Origin of the sequence: Shewanella marina JCM 15074 (assembly GCF_000614975.1) — a bacterium.
Lineage (GTDB): Bacteria > Pseudomonadota > Gammaproteobacteria > Enterobacterales > Shewanellaceae > Shewanella > Shewanella marina.
The window spans coordinates 65,513-84,559 of sequence record NZ_BALM01000005.1 but is presented as its reverse complement, the minus strand read 5'-3'; the positions used below and the strand labels follow the sequence as shown (position 1 = coordinate 84,559).

Below are 19,047 nucleotides of genomic sequence, written 5' to 3'. Positions count from 1 at the left end.
CACCATACTGCGAAATATATTCAGTATGGTTAATCCGCATTGTAAATTAAGATAGTAACGTCTTAATTTATCAGGTTCATTTCATGCAAAAGCAGTTACTTTCAATTATCAACGATTGCAATTTATTACCAGGCAAAAACTCAACAGTTAGCCCAATTTGCAGATTCTTTAGTAGAATACTTACCTTTGTCTGCAGCGACTCAACAAGCAAAAGATAATAATTTGATTTGTGATATGTATGAGGGACATGCTCCTTTCAAACCTCGCTACGTATTACCTGATTACCAACTATTTTTACAACAAGGTTCTAAATATTTAGAACTAGAGCCAGCTCAAGATTTTGATGATGCTCTTAATAACTTAATGATTCTTTATCATTTTGTGCCATCAGTGACAAATATCCCAGTATTCATTGGTCATCTTGATCAATTACTTATGCCATATGTTGGCGAATTATCTGAAGAACAAATCTACAGTAAATTGAAACGTTTCTGGATCATGCTTGACCGCGTATTACCAGATGCGTTTATGCATGCCAATATTGGCCCATCAGATAATATCGTTTGTCGCACCATCTTAAAGATTGATGCAGAGCTTGCTCAAATTGCACCAAATTTAAGTTTATTATTTGATACGGAAAAAACACCTGAAAGTCTGCTGTTACAAGCTTGCGAGAATATTGCTACGACCAGTAAGCCACATATTGTTAATCATAATATGCATAAACAAAAGTATGCAGAAAAAGGTTACGGTGTCGTAAGTTGTTATAACGTATTACCTGTTGCAGGTGGTTGTAATACCTTGGTACGTGTTAATTTGAAAGGGGTAGCTGAGCAGGCTAATTCTATTACTGATTTTATGCAGGTACAACTGCCATTATATTGCCAAGCAGCTTATGAATTAATAGAAGCTCGCTGTCAGTTCTTGCATAAAGATTCTAACTTTTTTGATCATTTCTTAGTTCAAGAAGGCATTCTTGATGAGAAGCGATTCGCTCCAATGTTTGGTATTTACGGTATGGCTGAGTGTATCAATACACTATTAAGCAAGGAGCAACTGCAAGGTCATTACGGCGAAGATCAAAATGCGAACGCTTTAGCATTAGAAATTACTCAACTTGTAGCAAAGATTGTCGATCAAACTGAAGTCCCTTATGGTTACCATGGCCGCGCGTTACTTCACTCACAAGGCGGTTTAAATTCAGATGTTGATGTGACACCAGGCATTCGAATTGAATATGGTACAGAACCGGATCCAATTACCCACTTAATGTCATTAGCGCCACAACATCAATATTTCACCTCAGGTGTGAGTGAAATATTGACCTTAGAACCGACTGTTCGCGGTAACCCACAAGCGATTCAGCAACTATGTAAAGGCGCATTTAATCACGGTATTGGTATATTTACGGCTAACGTAGCAACCAATGACCTCGTTCGCATCACCGGTTATATGGTGAGAATGTCCGATATTAATAAACTGTCAGAGCAGGGGTCACGTACTAATACAACTGCTTTAGCTGATGGAGCGATAAAAAGCACACACGTAAGTCAACGACAGCCTAGAGTAGTTAGTCATGAATTCAATCATTGGCAAAATAAATAAGATTATTCATTTTTCTGTTGTTGATGGTCCTGGCAGTCGATTAGTTATTTTTTTGCAAGGTTGCAACTATAACTGTATCAACTGCCATAACCCACACACTATTAATCACTGTAATAGCTGCCAAGAGTGCGTTGTAACTTGTCCACCATCTGCATTACAAACGATTGATGAACAACAACCGCCAAAATACAGTACTGATATCTGTATTGGCTGTGATACATGCATTAGCTTGTGTCCTATAAATAGTGATCCGCGAATTTCTGAAATATCAGTTACAGAAATGCTAACAGAAATTAGCAAATATGCTTCATTTATTGAAGGCATTACTGTCAGTGGCGGCGAAGCAACTTTACAATTTAAATTTGTTAAATCACTATTTGAAGCAATAAAACAAGATACTCATTTATCACATTTAAGCTGTTTTATTGATACCAATGGCAGCTTGCAAGTTGATAAATGGCGCCAGTTAATTGATGTAACCGATGGTGTAATGGTTGATTTAAAAGCATGGGATCAACAAGTTCATCTCAAGCTTACAGGTAAGAGTAACCATAAGGTCAAAGAAACAATTAAGTATCTCGCTAAGCACAATAAGCTTTATGAAGTCAGATTATTAGAGATCCCAACAGTCACCGATTACTTGTTGAGAATCGATGAAATGGCTTCATGGCTACATCAACATGCAAGTGGTGTCAAAATCAGAATTAATGGATTTAGACATCATGGTGTTACGGGGAAGGCGTTAGCTTTACCACAGGCGACCAAGCAAGATACTAATTCGCTAAAGCTTTCATTACAACAGCATCAATTTGAAGATATTTGTATTAGTGGCGCATTTATTTGAGCCAATAAATACTGATACAACCAATATTTAGCAGGATCATTTAATGATTGTTGCTGGCAAACAATACTGTAAACCACTTCGCCATAGTTAAATGGTAATGGTTTACTGATCAAACCTTGGGCCTGATATGCCATATCGGCCCATTTCTTTGAGCAAGTAAAAAGTAACTCCGTCCCCCGTAAAAGCAATGCTGCAGTGCCAAAATCAGCAGCATTAATCACCACACGACGATTTAATTCTTGCTGTGCAAGTTGTATCTCAAAAAATGGCTGCCCAAGATCCACATCGGTAATACCGATATGTGCATAACTCAAATAATTATCTAGACTTAGTTCTTGTGCTGCTAAGGGGTGGTCAGGATCCATCAAACAAATCATTTCATCATCAACAAGAGTCTGCCACATAATTTGCTCATCGGTACTTGGTGGCTGTGATTTGTCATGAGGTAAAATGACAAAATCGACTTGACCAGAATATAGCCCATTTAGTCCTAATAAGGCTTTATGCTGTAATTCAAATTTGATGTTAGGGTAAGTATTGATTAATGGAATAAATAGTTGTTGGCAGAATAATTCAAAACTACTGTCTCTCAATGCAATTGTAAACGTGCCATTAAACTGTTGAGGATTAAATTCATGTCGATAAAATAAAGCTTCAAATTCAGTCACTAACCTAACAATAGCGGGGCGCAGACTTTTGGCATAGGCAGTGGCTACTAATTGATTGCCACTGCGATAAAAAAGTTCATCACTTAACTCTAATCTAAGTTGAGACAGCATTTTGCTGACCGCACTGGCACTGATGCAAAGTCGAGTGGCAGTTAAGTTTACACTATGTGTTTCAAGTAATAGCTGCAACACCACTAAATGGCGTACATTTAACCGTGAAAGCTTTATATGATCCATAATCAATCCTAATTAATACCATGCTATTTTAGCAACTTATATCAATCAGTCATCTAATACTGTTCAATTTATCAATGCTAATTTACGCATTTTGATGTCGTTATCTGATATGATTTATAGCTCTATACCGTTTTGGGTCCCGTTATGAACACTTACTTACAACAATCTTTACAACAACATTTTGGCTTTAGTCAATTTAGAACGGGACAACAGCAAGTCATTGAAAAACTGGTTAATGGCCAATCAAGCCTAGCTATTTTCCCAACGGGTTCAGGCAAGTCGCTTTGTTATCAATTTACCGCACTGCAATTACCCCATATCACCTTGGTAATTTCACCACTGTTAGCGTTAATGAAAGATCAATTAGCTTATCTTGAAAAAGTTAATATAAAAGCGGCCAGCATTGATTCGACCTTGACTCATGAACAAATGAAACAGGTAATGACCGATGCGCGTAATGGCGATCTAAAGATTTTAATGATCTCTGTTGAACGCTTTAAAAACGAACGGTTTAGACAATTTATCAGTCAAATTAAAATATCAATGATGGTAGTAGATGAAGCCCACTGCATTTCTGAATGGGGCCACAATTTTAGACCGGATTACCTTAAATTGCCGCAATATCGCGAGCAGCTTAATATCCCTTTGGTATTGTTACTAACTGCAACAGCCACACGTAAAGTTAAATTTGATATGGCGAGTCGATTTGCTATCGATCCCCAAAATATCGTACAAACGGGCTTTTATCGCGACAATTTAAAGCTACAAGTTCTGGCAACAGCAGAGCAAGATAAAAGTCTGCGTTTAATTGAGCTTGTCCGGCAGCAAGAGGGGGCGGGGATTGTTTATGTCACCTTGCAACAAACGGCTGAAAAAATCGCAGCGCACCTCAGTAAAAATGGCATTAATGCACTGGCCTATCATGCCGGTATGGTCGATGAACAAAGGCAAGCATGTCAAAATAGTTTTATGGACAACAAGGTTGATGTTGTTGTCGCAACCATTGCATTTGGTATGGGGGTAGATAAATCAAATATTCGTTTTGTTATCCATTACGACCTACCTAAATCAATAGAAAATTATAGCCAAGAGATAGGCCGAGCAGGACGTGATGGTCAGCCATCAAACTGTATCACATTGGCAAACCTTGACGGCTTAACCACGGTAGAAAACTTTGTTTATGGTGATACACCAGAACTGACATCTCTGGCTGCGGTGACTGATGATATAAAACAAAACAGTACAAATGGTTTATGGGAATGCCAAATTAACCAGTTATCGACTGCATCAAATATCAGGCAACTACCATTAAAGACATTGCTAGTTCAGCTCGAATTAATGGATGTGCTTTCAGCAAAATATGCTTACTACGCTGACTTCAAATATAAGTTTAATGTCGATCAACAAGTGTTTATTGATAAGTTTGAAGGTGAACGTCGAATTTTTATCGAACATATTCTGAATGCAACATCATTTAAAAAGATATGGGGAACACTCGATATCAACCTGCTGCAAACTAACTATCAATGCGACCGAGCTCGAGTCGTTAGTGCCATGGATTACTTTGCAGAACAAGGCGTTATCAGCTTAGAGACTAAGAAAATAACCGATGTTTATCAGGTAGTTAATCTAGGGGATGTTGAACAATTAAACCAGCAGTTATTTGATTACTTTAGTCATAAATCTAAAAAAGAGATCAGCCGTATCGCCACTATGATACGTTTTTTTGAGTTAGATAGCTGTTTAAGCTATCAATTAGCACGTTATTTTGATGATATGAATGCGCCTGAACATTGTGGTCAATGCAGCGTATGTCTCGGCCAGCCAGCAAAACTGGCGATTTCACAAATCTTTGAATGGCCACAGGATGAATTAATTATTACTGCAGTTAATCAATTAATACAACAAGGTGACGCCAAAGGCTACCAAATAAGCTTACCATTAGCATGCCACTTTCTAGCAGGGTTAACGGCACCTTGGTTAACTAAACTACAAGCACGTAAAATCAGTGGTTATGGCATTTGCCAACATCATCGTTATCAACATATCGAACAAAAACTAAATTCTCTCACCACGCAATTTTTGAGGTCATTGTCATGAAAAAAGAGGTCAGCCAGTTACTAGATAAGCATCAAGAATTAACACATTCAGAAGATATGCATGTTGAATCCCATGTGCAGCGTGAAAAAGGTGAGTGGTACGTTAATACTCTGATGTTAAAGGGATATTCGGTTCCATTTAAATATCTTCGCCAAAAAAAATATAAGAACCTCGCAGGCAGTAAAGTGAATTTAACCTATTATCCTGAAACAGAAACAATCGCAGGAATGAGTATCGAGACCATGAAGGTGGTTCGTCTAAAACGCAGTTAATTCATGCCATTTTATTATTGCCGATATTTTACAAGCTGTTAACATAAACATTCAACAAGCAATTGTGGGGTGGTCAATTGAAACATATATATGCTATTGGGCTTATCGGCTCTATGTCATTGCTAACAGCTTGCAGCGGTGGTGGAACAACAGAAGATAATTCAACATCAGGAAATGGTTCAGGCTCTGGAGGCACGACAGACACAACATTACAATGGACACAAAATCAGTTTAGTCCTGAAGTTGATTTTTTTGCACGCTGTGCCAACCCTCGTTCAGGCATTAACCCCGCCACAGATCAAGCCTATCCAGATCAAGCTGGCAGCACTGAATATGAACAATTCTGGCTTCGCTCATGGGCTAATAACAGTTATTTATGGTACGACGAAGTTACGGATAAAAATCCAGCTGACTTTAGCACGATTACAGATTACTACGCACAATTGAAGACCACTGCAACAACCGCCAGCGGTAATGATAAAGATAACTTTCACTTCTTATTAGATACAGAAACATGGCAAGGAATGACAACCTCTGGTAGTTCATTAAGCTATGGCATTAACTTTGTTATTATAGACGGTACAATCCCCCGTAATATATTGGTCAAAGATACTGAGCCAAGCGCAAACATCGACAATGTTAAACGCGGTTATAAGCTGGTCGCCATTAATGATGTTGATGTAGTTAATACTAATTCACAGTCTGATATCGATTTAATTAATGCTGCTTTAAATCCACAAAGCAACAATGAGAGTTATCAATTTACCTTTGAAGTACCTAACACAGGTAATGATATGCAAGTGACCTTAGCCGCAGCAGAGATCACCGTTTCACCCGTTAAAAATGTTAAAACACTAACAACAGAACAGGGGAAAATAGGCTACTTGCAATTTGACACCTTTATTCAAACTTCTGAAAAAGCCTTATATGACGCCTTTACTCAGCTAAAAAATGAAAATATTAGCGAATTAGTGCTCGATCTTCGTTATAACGGCGGCGGTTACTTAGCCATATCAAGCCAGCTCGCCTATATGATTGCTTCACAAGCAAAAATGGAAGGCAAGTTCTTTGAAAAAACCATTTTTAATGACAAGCATACTGTAACAGACCCTATTACCGGACAAACTATCGTGCCGCTCGACTTTATTGATACCGCTGTCGGCTTTAGTTTAGAGGCCAATACTCCTTTACCGAATTTGGGGTTAGAACGAGTGTATGTGTTAACTACCGATAATACCTGTTCGGCTTCAGAAGCCTTAATGAATGGCTTACGTGGTATTGATATTGAAGTTATCCAAATTGGTTCAACGACTTGTGGTAAACCTTATGGTTTCTATCCAACTGATAACTGCGGCATCACCTATTTTAATATTCAATTTGAGGGGATCAACGCTAAAAACTTTGGTTCATATTCTGATGGTTTCACTCCGAGTAATAACCCGCAAGTTGAAGGTGTTTCCGTTCCTGGATGTGTCGTTGCTGACGACTTCGAGCATCAATTAGGGGACAGCAATGAAGCGATGTTAAGTGCTGCACTCAATTATCAAGCAACAGGAACATGCCCAGTAATAAGCATGAGTGCCGTTAACTATGGTTTAAAAAACCAAGACTCTAATACCGCTACAAGTGATTTAGAAGTGAAACTTACGCCGTCAACACAACAGCAATTATTTAATAATAAACTGCAATAAATTCAAATTATTAAAATAAAAAATGCCGCATTATTGCGGCATTTTTATTAAACACTTTTTATTAGGCAATAAGCCTCAATTAATTTTCTTATTTATATCACTCAATAGTTGATGTGCCATCTTAACATCACGCTGACTCAGTAGTGCTGCGCCATCCAGTAACCATTGCTTGAGTTTTTGGTCTTGTTCTATCGCTAAAGATTGCATCGTTTGTTGTAAGCGCTGTTTTAACACTTGTAATTGTTTCTCGTCAGCTTGTTTCGCAAGTAAACCAATCTTATGATTCACTTGGCTTAATGCATAACCATATACCATTACTGCTTGGGCAAGGTTTAAAGAGGGATAGGTTTGCGCTAACGGAACATAAGTAAAAAGATCACATAACGCCAATTCATCATTAGATAAGCCACTTGATTCTCGTCCAAAAACAATCGCCGCTTGTGCAACAGTTTCACGCGCAACTAAATGTTCTGATAATTGCTCTGGAGTGAGATATTGCCTTAAACAACCTCGTTCTCTTGCTGTTGTGGCCACCAGCAGATCAAAATGACTTCTAGCAGCAGCCAAACTGTCGAAAGTTATCGTGTTTTCTAAAATATCTAAAGCGCCATGAGCAACCCACTGAGCCTCTTTCTCAAGATGTAAATCTGATGCAACTAAGATGAGCTGCTTAAATCCCATAGTCTTAATTGCCCGGGCAGCTGCACCTACGTTTGCAGCTCTTGTAGGTTCTACTAATATAAATGATAACGACATAAACAAACGGCTGTTGAGCTAAATGATTGGTCAGTATAAGGCGCAAATTTAGATACGCAACAAATAATCAATAAGGCACTTTATTATCATTGCAAGGTATTGAATTTATGCTACATTATTTAACAAATTGCAAATGGATTGCAGCGTATGAATATTAAATTTATACAAAGGGCCTTAAGGATTATAGGGTTATTTTGTATTGCCATATTTATCACCAGTAAATGGCATCAATATCAAGGCCATCAACAGAGCGTAGATCTCGCCAATCAGCTAATTGCCAAGGCCCATGCTGAAGACAATAGTGTGTTTCCGCTCCATGGAAAACCTGAATCAACGCTAATTCAGCCTATTCACACCATTCCTCAATCAATGCCGAATATGACTGATTGGTCCCAAGGACGGATTGAGCAATACAGCATAAGTCAGCCAAATAGCGCTATTTTAGGTTTACTGTCTATTCCTAAAATTGATCTATCAGTGGCTATTTTTGACGGTGTTGATGAAGCAGAACTTAACAAGGGCGTAGGTCGAGTGTTAAAAAATAGTAACCTTGATGGCCATAATAATTTAAGTTTAGCAGGGCACAGAGATAGTTTTTTTAGGAAATTAGGCCACCTAAAAATAGGTGACACCATTCAAGTGACAGATATTGACGGTAACCAATATCAATTTGCGGTTTCACAAACATGGATCGTAAATCCCGAACACGTTGAAATCCTTAAACCAACAGGTAAACAGAGCATCACGCTAATTACTTGTTATCCCTTCTATTTCGTAGGAAATGCTCCTGAGCGTTATATCGTTCGGGCTGATTTAATTTAACCATAAAAGGAAGTTGGTGATGAAAAAAACACTCTGTGGTTTAACATTTGCCGTTTTATTTAGTAATCCAGCGTTAGCTATCGAATGTAAAGATGTGGTGTGGCACCAAGATGTACTTGATAAATACCCGTCAATTGCAAATGCATGCCAATCAGTAATTATCAAAGATGGCCAAACATTTGTTGAGGTGCAAGCAAAGTTTGTTCGCTACCGCGTCCCTAATCACGCTGTCATTGATGTTGTTGAGAATAATGGTATTAATGAACGACAAATTATTAAAGTACCAGCCAATGCAACAATTAATGCAGGCGGACAACAAGTTGCTTGGGAGGATCTTCCACAAGGTTACAAGCTCTATTTCACTATCCCAAGTGATCGTTTTGAAGTGGCTAAAGTACCACCTGTCACAGTCACAGTTTTACCTGCGATTGTAAGCTATGAGGAAATTAAAGAATTGCCCAAAACAGCAGCTATTTGGCCAGCAATCGGTGCCATTGGTGTAGCTATGCTAGCATTAGCACAACTGATAGGATTTAGACGCCGTAATCGTAAATAAATGGATGGTTTTCTCTAATTGCAGCACAAGATAATACCAATTAGGTATTATCTTGTATGTTTAGTTTGTATCTACTTTATAATCTTTACAGCATCAGAGGCTTGCCATATACGATAACTGATAGTGGCATCTTCTGGTACATAAAATACTTCAGGTAAACGCGAGTCATAATTCACTAACATAGACTCCATTAACACAAACTTTTGCTGTGGCTTATCAGGCAGGCCATCATGGTGCTCATGCCAGGATTGATGCTGTCCACTTGATAGTAGTCATAACCCCAGCCTTTTACTGTCTTTTTAACTATTTTCCCTGCCAGACGATGATGATTACAATCAACTTCCATTATCTTACCGATATTGATTTCTAGCTTATAATCTTGTTCATTCGGTAAGTTAGCAAGATCAATAATAACCTGTTTCATACCCACTTCTGGAGCAGGGTACATTTTTGTCTCAGCCTGATTTTGATAATCTTTAGCTGTATAACTCATAGTACTAATCATAGGCTCTTTTTTTATGTGATGTTCAACTGGACTGGTTGCATGTGCCGCACCGCTAGATAATGCCATTACCATAGCAATAGAAGTCAGTGATGTTGATAATTTTTTAAATAACATAAAGTGATTCCCCAAATAAATTAAACTGTATATAAACTACTTATCTTTATAAACGGCTCAATTTCCGAAAAGGGTTAATTTATTTAAAATAAATTTTTGCGCTCTTAATCATTACTATCTATAACTACTAGGGATCAAATGTAAAACATCTGATTATCAAAATACAAACAAATTCATTATTATTCAATAAGATGCAACCTTTTGTTTGAGCTTGTATCAGCTTGTTGCTACCATCGCCAGTCCAATGCTTAACAGCACCAACACTTATTGATGACTGAGGTACTAAGTGAGTACACGATTAAAGACATTGTCGCTTAACCAGTTTACTTTATTAACCGCAATATTTTATGTGGTGATATATAATATCCCTTTATTTCAAGTGGTTGCAAAAGGAATTGCGAAACAATCAGAGGTAAATTGGTTGTTTATTGGCACAATGCCATTATTTTTGTTGTTTGCCTTTAGCTTTATTTTCTCGTTATTTTCAGTTAAATACCTCGTTAAACCATTTTTTATCATACTGACACTGGCATCATCAGGTGTTTTTTATGCCGCATGGCAATATGGCATCATTTTTGATTACGGAATGATCGTCAATGTTATGCAAACCAATAATGCAGAAGCGATGACCTATCTTAATTGGATGTCGGTATTGAGCTTTGTTATCACAGGTGTGATTCCTGCCTATTTGATGTACCGTGCTAACATTGAATACAAGCCATTCTTTAAAGAGTTACTGCATAAGGTCATCTTTATGATCGCAATGCTTATCGGTATCGGCTTAATTGCATTTGTGTATTACCAGAATTACGTGAGCTTTGGCCGTAATAATGACCAACTCAAACAGAATATCATTCCAACTTACTTTATTGGCTCAATCGCTAAATACGTTAACCTCAACTATATTGAGAAGCCTTTGCCATTCACCCAAATTGGTACCGATGCCAAAATTGTTAGTCAAGCAAACAATGATAAGCCCAACTTATTTGTGATGGTGGTAGGTGAAACCGCAAGAGCGATGAATTATCAGTACTTTGGTTATCATCGTGATACCAATGCTTATACCAAAGATCTTGGTATGATCCCGTTTATGGACACCACATCATGTGGCACAGCTACAGCAGTATCTGTTCCTTGTATGTTCTCAAAACTTGATCGTGCCAATTATGATGAACGTCATGCTAAGGCACAAGATACAGCGTTAGATGTACTTCATCATGCTGGCGTAAAAGTTTATTGGTTAGATAATGATAGTGGCTGTAAGGGGGTATGTGACCGTATTACCCACATAGAAATCAATACTAATTCAGATCCAAAATTGTGTAATGGTGAGTTTTGTTACGACCAAGTATTGGTCAATAAATTAAAGCAAGTACTCAGTACATTGCCTGAAAAGAATACCAATATTGTATTACATATTATTGGCAGTCACGGTCCAACCTATTATTTACGTTATCCACAAAGTCATCGTAAATTCGTGCCAGATTGTCAAAAAAGTGATATTCAAAACTGTACCCATGATGAGCTAATCAATACTTATGACAACACCATTTTGTATACTGATTACATCTTGAGTGAAGTGGTTAAGTTATTACAAGCTGAACAGCCTAAGTTCAATACGGCTATGATGTATATTTCAGATCACGGTGAATCCTTAGGTGAATCTGGCATGTATCTGCATGGTGCACCTTATGCTATCGCACCAAAACAGCAAACCCATGTGCCATTTTTAATGTGGCTGCCATCTCAGTTTGCTAAGGCCAATGACATTAATAAACAATGCATTATTAATGAGGCTAAAAAGGGCGGTTATTCGCAAGATAATATCTTTGATACCTTACTTGGTACTATGCATATTAACTCGAAAGATTACACGCCTAAACGAGATATCTTTGCGGCTTGCCGTACCAATTAGTACTGTGAGCTCATAAATAAAAAAGGCTAGCATTTATGCTAGCCTTTTTTATTTTCTAGTCGTTTTGACAGCACTAATAAATCAGCTCCATATAGATCAGACCATCCTCTACATCTGTCGTCACTTTAAAGCCTAGCTGTTTAGCTAAACTGGCCATATTCCGATTTGACAGCATGGTATATCCGGTTAATTTTTTAGTCTGTTTAGTACGATAATATTCTATCAATTTAACCAATAATAAACGCCCAATACCTTGACCTTGATAATTGGTTCGTACTGCCATAGCAAACTCTGCCTCAATATTATCCGGATCAATTGTGGCGCGAATTGCGCCCAAGGTCACTTCTGTTTGTTTACTTTGATCAACCGCGATAAAAGCCATTTCACGCGCGTAATCAATTTGAGTAAGAACCGCCATTTCCTCATGGGTCATGGCCGAGCGCACACCAAAATAACGTTTATAGCGATCTTCTGCAGAGAGCGAATTATCAAACGCCAAATGATTAGGTTCATCCTCCGGTAATATCGGCCGCATTAAGATGATTTGACCATTCTTGAGGGTCGCGTATGACTCTAACGATTTAGGATACGGCATTATTGTTAGTTTGCTGGCAATATCATATAACTGCGGCATTAATGTCACATTGACATCGAGTACAGTTAAATCATTACCCTTCATGAGTATCGGGTTAAAATCGATAGCTTCAATTTGAGGGCAGGCAATTATCATATCTGAAATCTGGCAGAGCACTAAACATAAAGCTTCAATATTGAACGGCTGTGGTACATAGCGATTCTTAAGCACTTTACGATTCAATGCTTGTTGTACACTATAACGTGCCAGCGCCATATTTAACGGCGGTAGTGCGACTTCGGCATCAACTAAAGGTTGCCACTCACTACCACCTTCACCGATACAGATCACCGGGCCAAAGGTGCTGTCGTTGATCACAGCGACTCTGATCTCTTGCGCGCCAGCCGTTAATGCCATCTTTTGAATAATAAAGCCACTAAATTCACAATCTAATTGCTGCACTCGTTGAATAACACTTGTCGCAGCAACAATAACTTCTTGAGCATTGTTTAAGTGCAGTAACACAGCTTGAATATCGCTATGATGCCGAAGCTTGCTATCTCGCAATTTTAATGCGACTGGAAAGCCTATATTAGTCGCGACTGCTACAGCTTCATCCGCATTCATAGCAACATGAGCTTTCAGTACATTAATATTAAATGCACTAAGAATTTTAGCCGCATCAACGGTCGACAATTGCCATTGCTGTTTAGTGACGGCCTGCTCAATAGTTTGCAGCGCAAATTCATTATCATACGGTGACTTACAACTAATAGAGGTAGGTACTTGCTTTAAAAGATGCTGGTTGCGTTGAAACTCAACCATATGAATAAAAGCGCCTACGGCACTTTCAGGGGTACGATAGGTGGCAATACCGGCACGATTAAAATGCTTACGCGCTTGATAAGCTGCATCTTCACCACTCCACTGCGTCATTAACGTGCATCTACGACGATTAGGGTGCGTTAAATAGACTTGAATCACTGCCTGAGCAATTTGTTCACTTAACCCTACGGCGGCAGGAGCATACATCACTAAAATAACATCAAATTGATGACTATCAAGTAACTGAGTTAAGGTTTGTTGATAATGGCTAACTTCAGCGGCGCCGCCCATATCAAGTGGATTAGCCGCCACAACATAAGGCGGCAGAATAGGGTATAAAGCCTTTGCTTGGTCTGCAGATAAATCAGCTAAAGCAAAGCCACTACGATTTAGATGATCAACAGCAAGACGTGCAGCACCATAACTGTTACTCACTAACATCATTTTTCACCCGCAATGCTTTTTGCGTGTGCTAGAGTTTCAACGGCTGCAAATAGATCAACCAGATCGTCTACACGCAACATACCTGCACGTCTAAATACTGCGTCATACACAATATCGTTATCTTGCTGAGCCACTGCTGCATTCGGCCCTCCAGACTTTAATACTAATATGGGCTTGTAACGGGCTGCCGCACGAGCTGCCGAGACAAATCGTTGACTATCATTGATATGATCAATACAGAGCATAATGGCATGTGTATGTGAATCTCGTCCTAAAAAATCAAGCAATTCATGCAGCTCAATATCACAACCGTCGCCTAAAGATAACATCGCAGAAAAACCAATATCTTTATTGTTAGCCCAATCTAAAATTGTGGTACATAAGCCTGCTGATTGTGAGACTAACGCGATATGTCCTTTTTTAGCATTAATATGAGATAAACTCGCGTTTAGACCAATATGAGGTAGCATCAAGCCAAGCTATTTGCCCCTAAAATACGGATCCCCATTGACTCAGCAATATCTTGCCATTGCTGTTGGTGTTTTTTACCATCATCAGTAGCCAATACGCCAGATGCAATTATTACTGTCGCTTTACAACCTAATTGCGCTAACTGTGTCAACACCGGCGTGATTCGTTGAAACTGCAAACAGATAATTGCTAGTTCAGGAACCTGTGGTAATTGTTCAATATTGGCATAACTCAATACACCCAACACCGCCTTATATTTAGGCGTTACCGGCATAATGGGGCCAGAGAATCCACTTGCAAGAAGGTTACGCATAACAACATTACCAGCGCGATTTGCCTTAGATGAAGCGCCAATAACAGCAACTGATTTGGGGATAAATAAAGCAGACAGCGTGTGTTGACTCATATTCCTTATTCCTCGTAACGCCTGACAATGATACATTACCATCAAATTCAAAGGAGTACGTTATGAAAATCCCCACTTTGTTAAAACCCGCACTGTTATTTGTTGCAATCGGTTCATTAAGCGCTTGCCAATCAGAACCCCAATTGGTGGGCGGCCCATGTCAATACGAGCAACAATCGTTTGTTGGTACTTATACAGAAGATAGTGATGGTGTTAATAAGATATTTTGGCAGCAAACAACGCCAAGTATCGTACGTAATCCAATGACATTAACGACTTCATGGGAAAAATTTAAGATCACCCCAAAACTTGGCGACTCATATAGAATCAATCTGGATTTGATCACCAAAGGAACTTGTACACCCGTTATCGTCAAAAACATTACGCCAGTAAAATAGACTGACAACATTGTCCAAAAATGGACAGTTGATTGAAATATGACCACAAGTGAACTATGATTAAGCATAAATGCCGCTACGGAGCAGATTATGCTTGCTAACGTTCAAACCGCGCCCAGTAATATCGATATCAGCCTAGCATTACCCGTTGTTTTTAATATTCTAGACAAATGGCAATGCTCTGCTGCTGATCAAATGACATTACTGGGTGTCAATTCAAGAACCACATTAGCCAAATATCGTAAAGCCAAAACAGGTGGTATCACCTTGAGCGCCGATTTAGCGGAGCGCATGAGCTATATTTTGCATATTCACAAATGCTTACGAAAGCTATTCAGCCTAGAGCACAGTGTTTATGATTGGGTCAACAAACCGAACCAGCATCCATTTTTTAATGGTCGCAGTGCAATGAACATTATGAAAGGTGGCAAAGTTGCCGATCTATATGAGGTTTCAAAACACTTGCAAGGATGGAGTGGCGTACTTTCATGAGTGATCCAGCAGCTCAACCACTGCCATTTATTTCGTTAGAACAGCAAAAAGCTTATCGGATTATTCCCAGTAAATTCCCACCAATTGATCTATACGAAGACGTTGCCACCGTTGAGCAACTTGAAGCTGTATATGCATTAGAAGCTTTAACAAATCCCCGCATTAAACAAGATTATGGCAATCCATACGCCATCAATAAACAACACTGGTTAATAAATATTCCTAACAGCTCATTAGTGATGGCGCCTTTTGTGTATCCAAATCCGCAAGGTGGACGCTTTACTCATCCAAACTTTGCAGGTTTTTACTGTGCCTCTAGCGTACAAACTGCCATAAAAGAGACGGTATACCATACAGAGAAGTTTATGGCTTATACCAATGAGCCTGCGCAGCGATTGCAACGTAAAACATTAGCCTGTTATTTTGATGCAAATTTAGTGGATTTATGTTCAGCGCAATTTAAAAATAGCGCCTATTATCATGCATTAGATTATCAAGCATCACAGCAGTTTGGCTTAACTTGCATGCAGCAGCAATTAGATGGGATAAGATACTATTCAGTTAGGCATCCACAAGGGCAATGTTTTGTCTTGTACAAGCCTAACTTAGTGACAGAAGTGCTGCAGACACAGCATTATGATTATATTTGGGATGGTGCAGCCATTGTTAATGTCATCTGCTTATCTTTATAAGCATCATCACTTTGCGCATGTAGTGTAGTAAACAGATCTGCAAGCGCCAACTTAATAGCATTGAGATCATGTAACGCCCGGTTTTTATTATCATGCAGCGGGTAATAAAAATAGTTATCCTGTTGCTTAATAACATCATCTTGGCATAACACATAATCTATTCGATTAGGCGCTTGTAATAAGCATTCGCACCATTTGATTTTGTCTACTATCGAAAGTGAACCCGCGGCTGAGTTTTCAGCAACCAGATTATCAATAAAAATGATTTTAGCGTTCGATTCTCTTATTGCCTGTTGCACACTGGCTAATAGTAGTGGCGGCATAATACTCGTTAAAAAGCTACCTGGTCCTAAAATAATCACTTCAGCCGAGAGAATTTCATTAACAACCTCAACAGTAGCATCTACTTGGGGCAACAAACCCAGTGAAGCAGGCATTTTTGAGAGCTTATCAATTTCCACTTCACCCAATGTTTGATTACCGATTTGATTATAAGCAATCAAGTGAGTCGGTTGTTCTGACATAGGTAAAATTTTAGTATCAACTTTCAGTAGGGTGCGGATCAGGTTAATCGCTTCAACCGGGCGCACACATAATTGATCGAGCGCGAATAAAATCAAATTACCCAAATTATGGCCTGATAATTCAGATGCTTGCTCAAAACGATATTCAAAAACTAACTTACCAATTGAAGGGCCTTTGGCAAGTTGGGTCAAACAATTGCGTAGATCGCCCCAAGCGATGCAATTATGGTTATCGCGTAAACGGCCAGTAGAACCGCCATTGTCTGTTGTGGTGACAATACCTGTTAATCTAGGGCCTAAGAAATCTAGTGCTGCAAGTAATCGCCCAAGACCATGACCGCCGCCAATGGCAACGATATGTTGGTATTGCAACAATGGATGACGCTCCTGCATGATTAAAATCCTAATTAATTGATAAAATATTTTAATCCATAAATAGTCAGCTAATATACTTGTTGGCGAGTGCAACTGCGGTGTGCCAATAATTGAAATCAAATTCAAGTTCAGTGACTTTCTGTTACTATGATTTATGGATTAAATCTCTAAAATTCTACACAAAAGTACAACTTTATTCAGTGGTTAAATTTGCTAGCGCTTATATTTACTTTATAATTTACCGCAAACTTATAACTATTTGATTGAAACATAAGGACTTATACTTGAAAACTGGCAGAATTGCACGGGTAGTGATGGCGTTATGCTTACTAGTTCTAACTATTTTAGCCGTCAGCTATTATCTAAAACCTGCTAAGGATAGTGATAGCCAATTAGGCTTAGGTAAGCTAATTGAGAACATTATACCTAAACAGCCAACACTCAATATTCCCGACTTCGCAAGTATTAAAGATATTCCAACGAAGAAGAACGCATTTTTTAACTACTTAAGACCGGCTATTATTCAACAAAATAAGCTTATCGAAAAACAACGACAGTTTATTATCCACTTTCAGCAACAGCTTGAGAATAAACAAGCTTATAGCGAAGCAGAAGGTTTTGAGCTGCAACAAATTGCAGATCAATACCAATATAATATTCGCGATCTTGAACCCGATACCTTAACAGCCTTACTTAAACGAGTAGATGTCATCCCTGAAAATATGGTGCTCATTCAAGCGGCCAATGAAACTGGTTGGGGCTCTTCTCGTTTTGCACGTGAAGGCCGTAATTTCTTTGGTCAATGGTGCTTTAAACAAGGTTGTGGTTTAGTACCGCTTTCACGTACAGAAGGGATGAACCATGAAGTTGCAGTGTTCAAATCAATGGATGCGTCAGTCGCTTCATATATGAATAACCTGAACACCAATGGTGCATACCAAACCTTTAGAGATATTCGTGCAGATCTGCGGGCCAACCATCAACCACTAACGGCAGAAAAGTTAGTCTATGGATTGATTAATTATTCTGAACGTAAACAAGCTTATATCGATGAATTATTAGAGATGTTGCGCCATAACCAGCGCTATTTAGGAGAACAGGATGCTAAAGTCTCTACTACTAGTGAGTAGTGTATTCGTCAGTGGTATGGTTTCTGCGCAAACCATATCACTTGAGTATCAAGGGTTTTATAACCATTTAAAAAAAGCCAATAAAGGTAATTTTAATCTTATTGAAATTGCCTTTAGCGTGCCCAATAGGCCAGCTTGTCAAATAACCAAAGGCACAATCAGTACAGAGTCAAAGCAGTTGCCTTTAACCTATACTAAGGCGCAACGATTGTATATTCCCTATGATGATAAACTCAAGCACGATAGGGCGTTAATCAACTTAGATATAAAAGGCGAAGCAAAGGATTGTAGTATCGCAGTTCAAGTTCAAACTCGTGCTAATACTACACATTATACAGGTGAACAGCTCGCTGAAATTGAGCAGCAAATGGCGCAATTACTAAAACAGATGCAAGGCTTTCCTATACGTTACTTTAGTGATGACATTAAAGGGCTAACCTTTAGATTTGCAGCGCCAGTGACTATTTACCAAAATCAGCAGCAACTCAAGCAAAGTCAGCTACAACTGAGTCAACAACAAATAGCCGACTTAACTCAACTTGATTTTTCTGACGCACCAATGCAAATCGTGCCATGGGTTAAATAAGCCCAAACACAAAAGCTATCGCAATTAAAAAAGGAGCATTACGCT

General features: G+C 38.7%; 16 protein-coding genes and 2 pseudogenes. 13 read left to right on the top strand and 5 right to left on the bottom strand.

Annotation, left to right across the window (positions count from 1 at the left end):
* Positions 1–69 precede the first annotated feature (69 nt).
* Together JCM15074_RS05870 and JCM15074_RS05865 are read left to right on the top strand one after the other, a co-directional pair.
* Positions 70–1,605: a YjjI family glycine radical enzyme gene (locus tag JCM15074_RS05870; protein ID WP_306302218.1), complete on the top strand. Its 1,536-nt coding sequence runs from the start codon at positions 70–72 to the stop codon at positions 1,603–1,605.
* Positions 1,577–2,449: a YjjW family glycine radical enzyme activase gene (locus JCM15074_RS05865; RefSeq protein WP_025820382.1), complete on the top strand. Its 873-nt coding sequence runs from the start codon at positions 1,577–1,579 to the stop codon at positions 2,447–2,449. Before JCM15074_RS05870 ends, JCM15074_RS05865 begins: the two co-directional genes overlap by 29 nt.
* On the opposite strand, the gene JCM15074_RS05860 is transcribed toward JCM15074_RS05865, so the two are convergent.
* A complete protein-coding gene (locus JCM15074_RS05860; protein ID WP_025820381.1) occupies positions 2,410–3,354 on the bottom strand; it encodes a LysR family transcriptional regulator in 945 nt (314 codons plus the stop codon). The two genes, JCM15074_RS05865 and JCM15074_RS05860, sit on opposite strands and share 40 nt — an antisense overlap.
* 144 nt (positions 3,355–3,498) lie before the next feature.
* Here JCM15074_RS05860 and JCM15074_RS05855 point away from each other — a divergent pair, with 144 nt between their 5' ends.
* The 3 genes from JCM15074_RS05855 (at position 3,499) to JCM15074_RS05845 (ending at position 7,417) form a co-directional block, all read left to right on the top strand.
* A complete protein-coding gene (locus JCM15074_RS05855) occupies positions 3,499–5,454 on the top strand; it encodes a RecQ family ATP-dependent DNA helicase (protein ID WP_025820380.1) in 1,956 nt (651 codons plus the stop codon).
* Positions 5,451–5,726, top strand: coding sequence for a hypothetical protein (locus JCM15074_RS05850; RefSeq protein WP_025820379.1), 276 nt, complete (start codon positions 5,451–5,453; stop codon positions 5,724–5,726). Before JCM15074_RS05855 ends, JCM15074_RS05850 begins: the two co-directional genes overlap by 4 nt.
* Positions 5,727–5,803: 77 nt before the next feature.
* Entirely contained in the window at positions 5,804–7,417 is a 1,614-nt protein-coding gene (locus tag JCM15074_RS05845; protein WP_037469220.1) for a S41 family peptidase, read from the top strand.
* 75 nt (positions 7,418–7,492) lie between these two features.
* Here JCM15074_RS05845 and JCM15074_RS05840 read toward each other — a convergent pair whose 3' ends face one another.
* Entirely contained in the window at positions 7,493–8,173 is a 681-nt protein-coding gene (locus tag JCM15074_RS05840) for a tRNA/rRNA methyltransferase (RefSeq protein WP_025820377.1), read from the bottom strand.
* Between the two features lie 147 nt (positions 8,174–8,320).
* Between JCM15074_RS05840 and srtD the strand changes: the two genes are divergently transcribed.
* Both srtD and JCM15074_RS05830 read left to right on the top strand, forming a co-directional pair.
* Positions 8,321–8,995 (top strand): class D sortase, LPxTATN-specific, encoded by a 675-nt coding sequence (gene srtD, locus JCM15074_RS23455; protein ID WP_025820376.1) that lies wholly within the window; start codon positions 8,321–8,323, stop codon positions 8,993–8,995.
* 19 nt (positions 8,996–9,014) lie between these two features.
* On the top strand, positions 9,015–9,551 hold the full coding sequence (locus JCM15074_RS05830; RefSeq protein WP_025820375.1) for an LPXTG cell wall anchor domain-containing protein: 537 nt from the start codon (positions 9,015–9,017) through the stop codon (positions 9,549–9,551).
* Between the two features lie 71 nt (positions 9,552–9,622).
* Here JCM15074_RS05830 and JCM15074_RS24815 read toward each other — a convergent pair.
* Positions 9,623–9,975: pseudogene (locus tag JCM15074_RS24815) on the bottom strand (ecotin family protein).
* Between the two features lie 481 nt (positions 9,976–10,456).
* Here JCM15074_RS24815 and JCM15074_RS05820 point away from each other — a divergent pair.
* On the top strand, positions 10,457–12,085 hold the full coding sequence (locus JCM15074_RS05820) for a phosphoethanolamine transferase (RefSeq protein WP_025820374.1): 1,629 nt from the start codon (positions 10,457–10,459) through the stop codon (positions 12,083–12,085).
* Between the two features lie 73 nt (positions 12,086–12,158).
* Here the strand turns inward: JCM15074_RS05820 and JCM15074_RS21135 are convergent.
* A pseudogene (locus JCM15074_RS21135) lies at positions 12,159–14,805 on the bottom strand (bifunctional acetate--CoA ligase family protein/GNAT family N-acetyltransferase).
* A 62-nt stretch (positions 14,806–14,867) separates the two neighbouring features.
* Here JCM15074_RS21135 and JCM15074_RS05810 point away from each other — a divergent pair.
* The 3 genes from JCM15074_RS05810 to JCM15074_RS05800 all read left to right on the top strand — a co-directional run bounded on the left by JCM15074_RS05810 (position 14,868) and on the right by JCM15074_RS05800 (position 16,387).
* Entirely contained in the window at positions 14,868–15,203 is a 336-nt protein-coding gene (locus JCM15074_RS05810) for a hypothetical protein (protein WP_025820373.1), read from the top strand.
* A gap of 90 nt (positions 15,204–15,293) precedes the next feature.
* Entirely contained in the window at positions 15,294–15,695 is a 402-nt protein-coding gene (locus JCM15074_RS05805) for an antitoxin Xre-like helix-turn-helix domain-containing protein (RefSeq protein ID WP_037469197.1), read from the top strand.
* Positions 15,692–16,387: an RES family NAD+ phosphorylase gene (locus JCM15074_RS05800; RefSeq protein ID WP_025820371.1), complete on the top strand. Its 696-nt coding sequence runs from the start codon at positions 15,692–15,694 to the stop codon at positions 16,385–16,387. Before JCM15074_RS05805 ends, JCM15074_RS05800 begins: the two co-directional genes overlap by 4 nt.
* Here the strand turns inward: JCM15074_RS05800 and yvcK are convergent.
* On the bottom strand, positions 16,336–17,304 hold the full coding sequence (yvcK, locus tag JCM15074_RS05795; protein ID WP_025820370.1) for a uridine diphosphate-N-acetylglucosamine-binding protein YvcK: 969 nt from the start codon (positions 17,302–17,304) through the stop codon (positions 16,336–16,338). The two genes, JCM15074_RS05800 and yvcK, sit on opposite strands and share 52 nt — an antisense overlap.
* A 266-nt stretch (positions 17,305–17,570) precedes the next feature.
* Between yvcK and JCM15074_RS05790 the strand changes: the two genes are divergently transcribed.
* Complete coding sequence (locus tag JCM15074_RS05790; protein WP_025820369.1) at positions 17,571–18,416, top strand: glucosaminidase domain-containing protein; 846 nt, start codon at positions 17,571–17,573, stop codon at positions 18,414–18,416.
* Positions 18,388–19,002, top strand: coding sequence for a DUF2987 domain-containing protein (locus JCM15074_RS05785; protein ID WP_025820368.1), 615 nt, complete (start codon positions 18,388–18,390; stop codon positions 19,000–19,002). Before JCM15074_RS05790 ends, JCM15074_RS05785 begins: the two co-directional genes overlap by 29 nt.
* Positions 19,003–19,047: the final 45 nt, after the last annotated feature.

What these genes read in the sequence shown, in the direction of transcription:
- JCM15074_RS05850 (WP_025820379.1), top strand. Translation starts at nt 5,451, where the DNA reads ATGAAAAAAGAGGTCAGCCAGTTACTAGATAAGCATCAAGAATTAACA.
- JCM15074_RS05855 (WP_025820380.1), top strand. Translation starts at nt 3,499, where the DNA reads ATGAACACTTACTTACAACAATCTTTACAACAACATTTTGGCTTTAGT.
- JCM15074_RS05810 (WP_025820373.1), top strand. Translation starts at nt 14,868, where the DNA reads ATGAAAATCCCCACTTTGTTAAAACCCGCACTGTTATTTGTTGCAATC.
- yvcK (WP_025820370.1), bottom strand. Translation starts at nt 17,304, where the DNA reads ATGCAGGAGCGTCATCCATTGTTGCAATACCAACATATCGTTGCCATT.
- JCM15074_RS05805 (WP_037469197.1), top strand. Translation starts at nt 15,294, where the DNA reads ATGCTTGCTAACGTTCAAACCGCGCCCAGTAATATCGATATCAGCCTA.
- JCM15074_RS05800 (WP_025820371.1), top strand. Translation starts at nt 15,692, where the DNA reads ATGAGTGATCCAGCAGCTCAACCACTGCCATTTATTTCGTTAGAACAG.
- JCM15074_RS05785 (WP_025820368.1), top strand. Translation starts at nt 18,388, where the DNA reads ATGCTAAAGTCTCTACTACTAGTGAGTAGTGTATTCGTCAGTGGTATG.
- srtD (WP_025820376.1), top strand. Translation starts at nt 8,321, where the DNA reads ATGAATATTAAATTTATACAAAGGGCCTTAAGGATTATAGGGTTATTT.
- JCM15074_RS05865 (WP_025820382.1), top strand. Translation starts at nt 1,577, where the DNA reads ATGAATTCAATCATTGGCAAAATAAATAAGATTATTCATTTTTCTGTT.
- JCM15074_RS05860 (WP_025820381.1), bottom strand. Translation starts at nt 3,354, where the DNA reads ATGGATCATATAAAGCTTTCACGGTTAAATGTACGCCATTTAGTGGTG.
- JCM15074_RS05830 (WP_025820375.1), top strand. Translation starts at nt 9,015, where the DNA reads ATGAAAAAAACACTCTGTGGTTTAACATTTGCCGTTTTATTTAGTAAT.
- JCM15074_RS05840 (WP_025820377.1), bottom strand. Translation starts at nt 8,173, where the DNA reads ATGTCGTTATCATTTATATTAGTAGAACCTACAAGAGCTGCAAACGTA.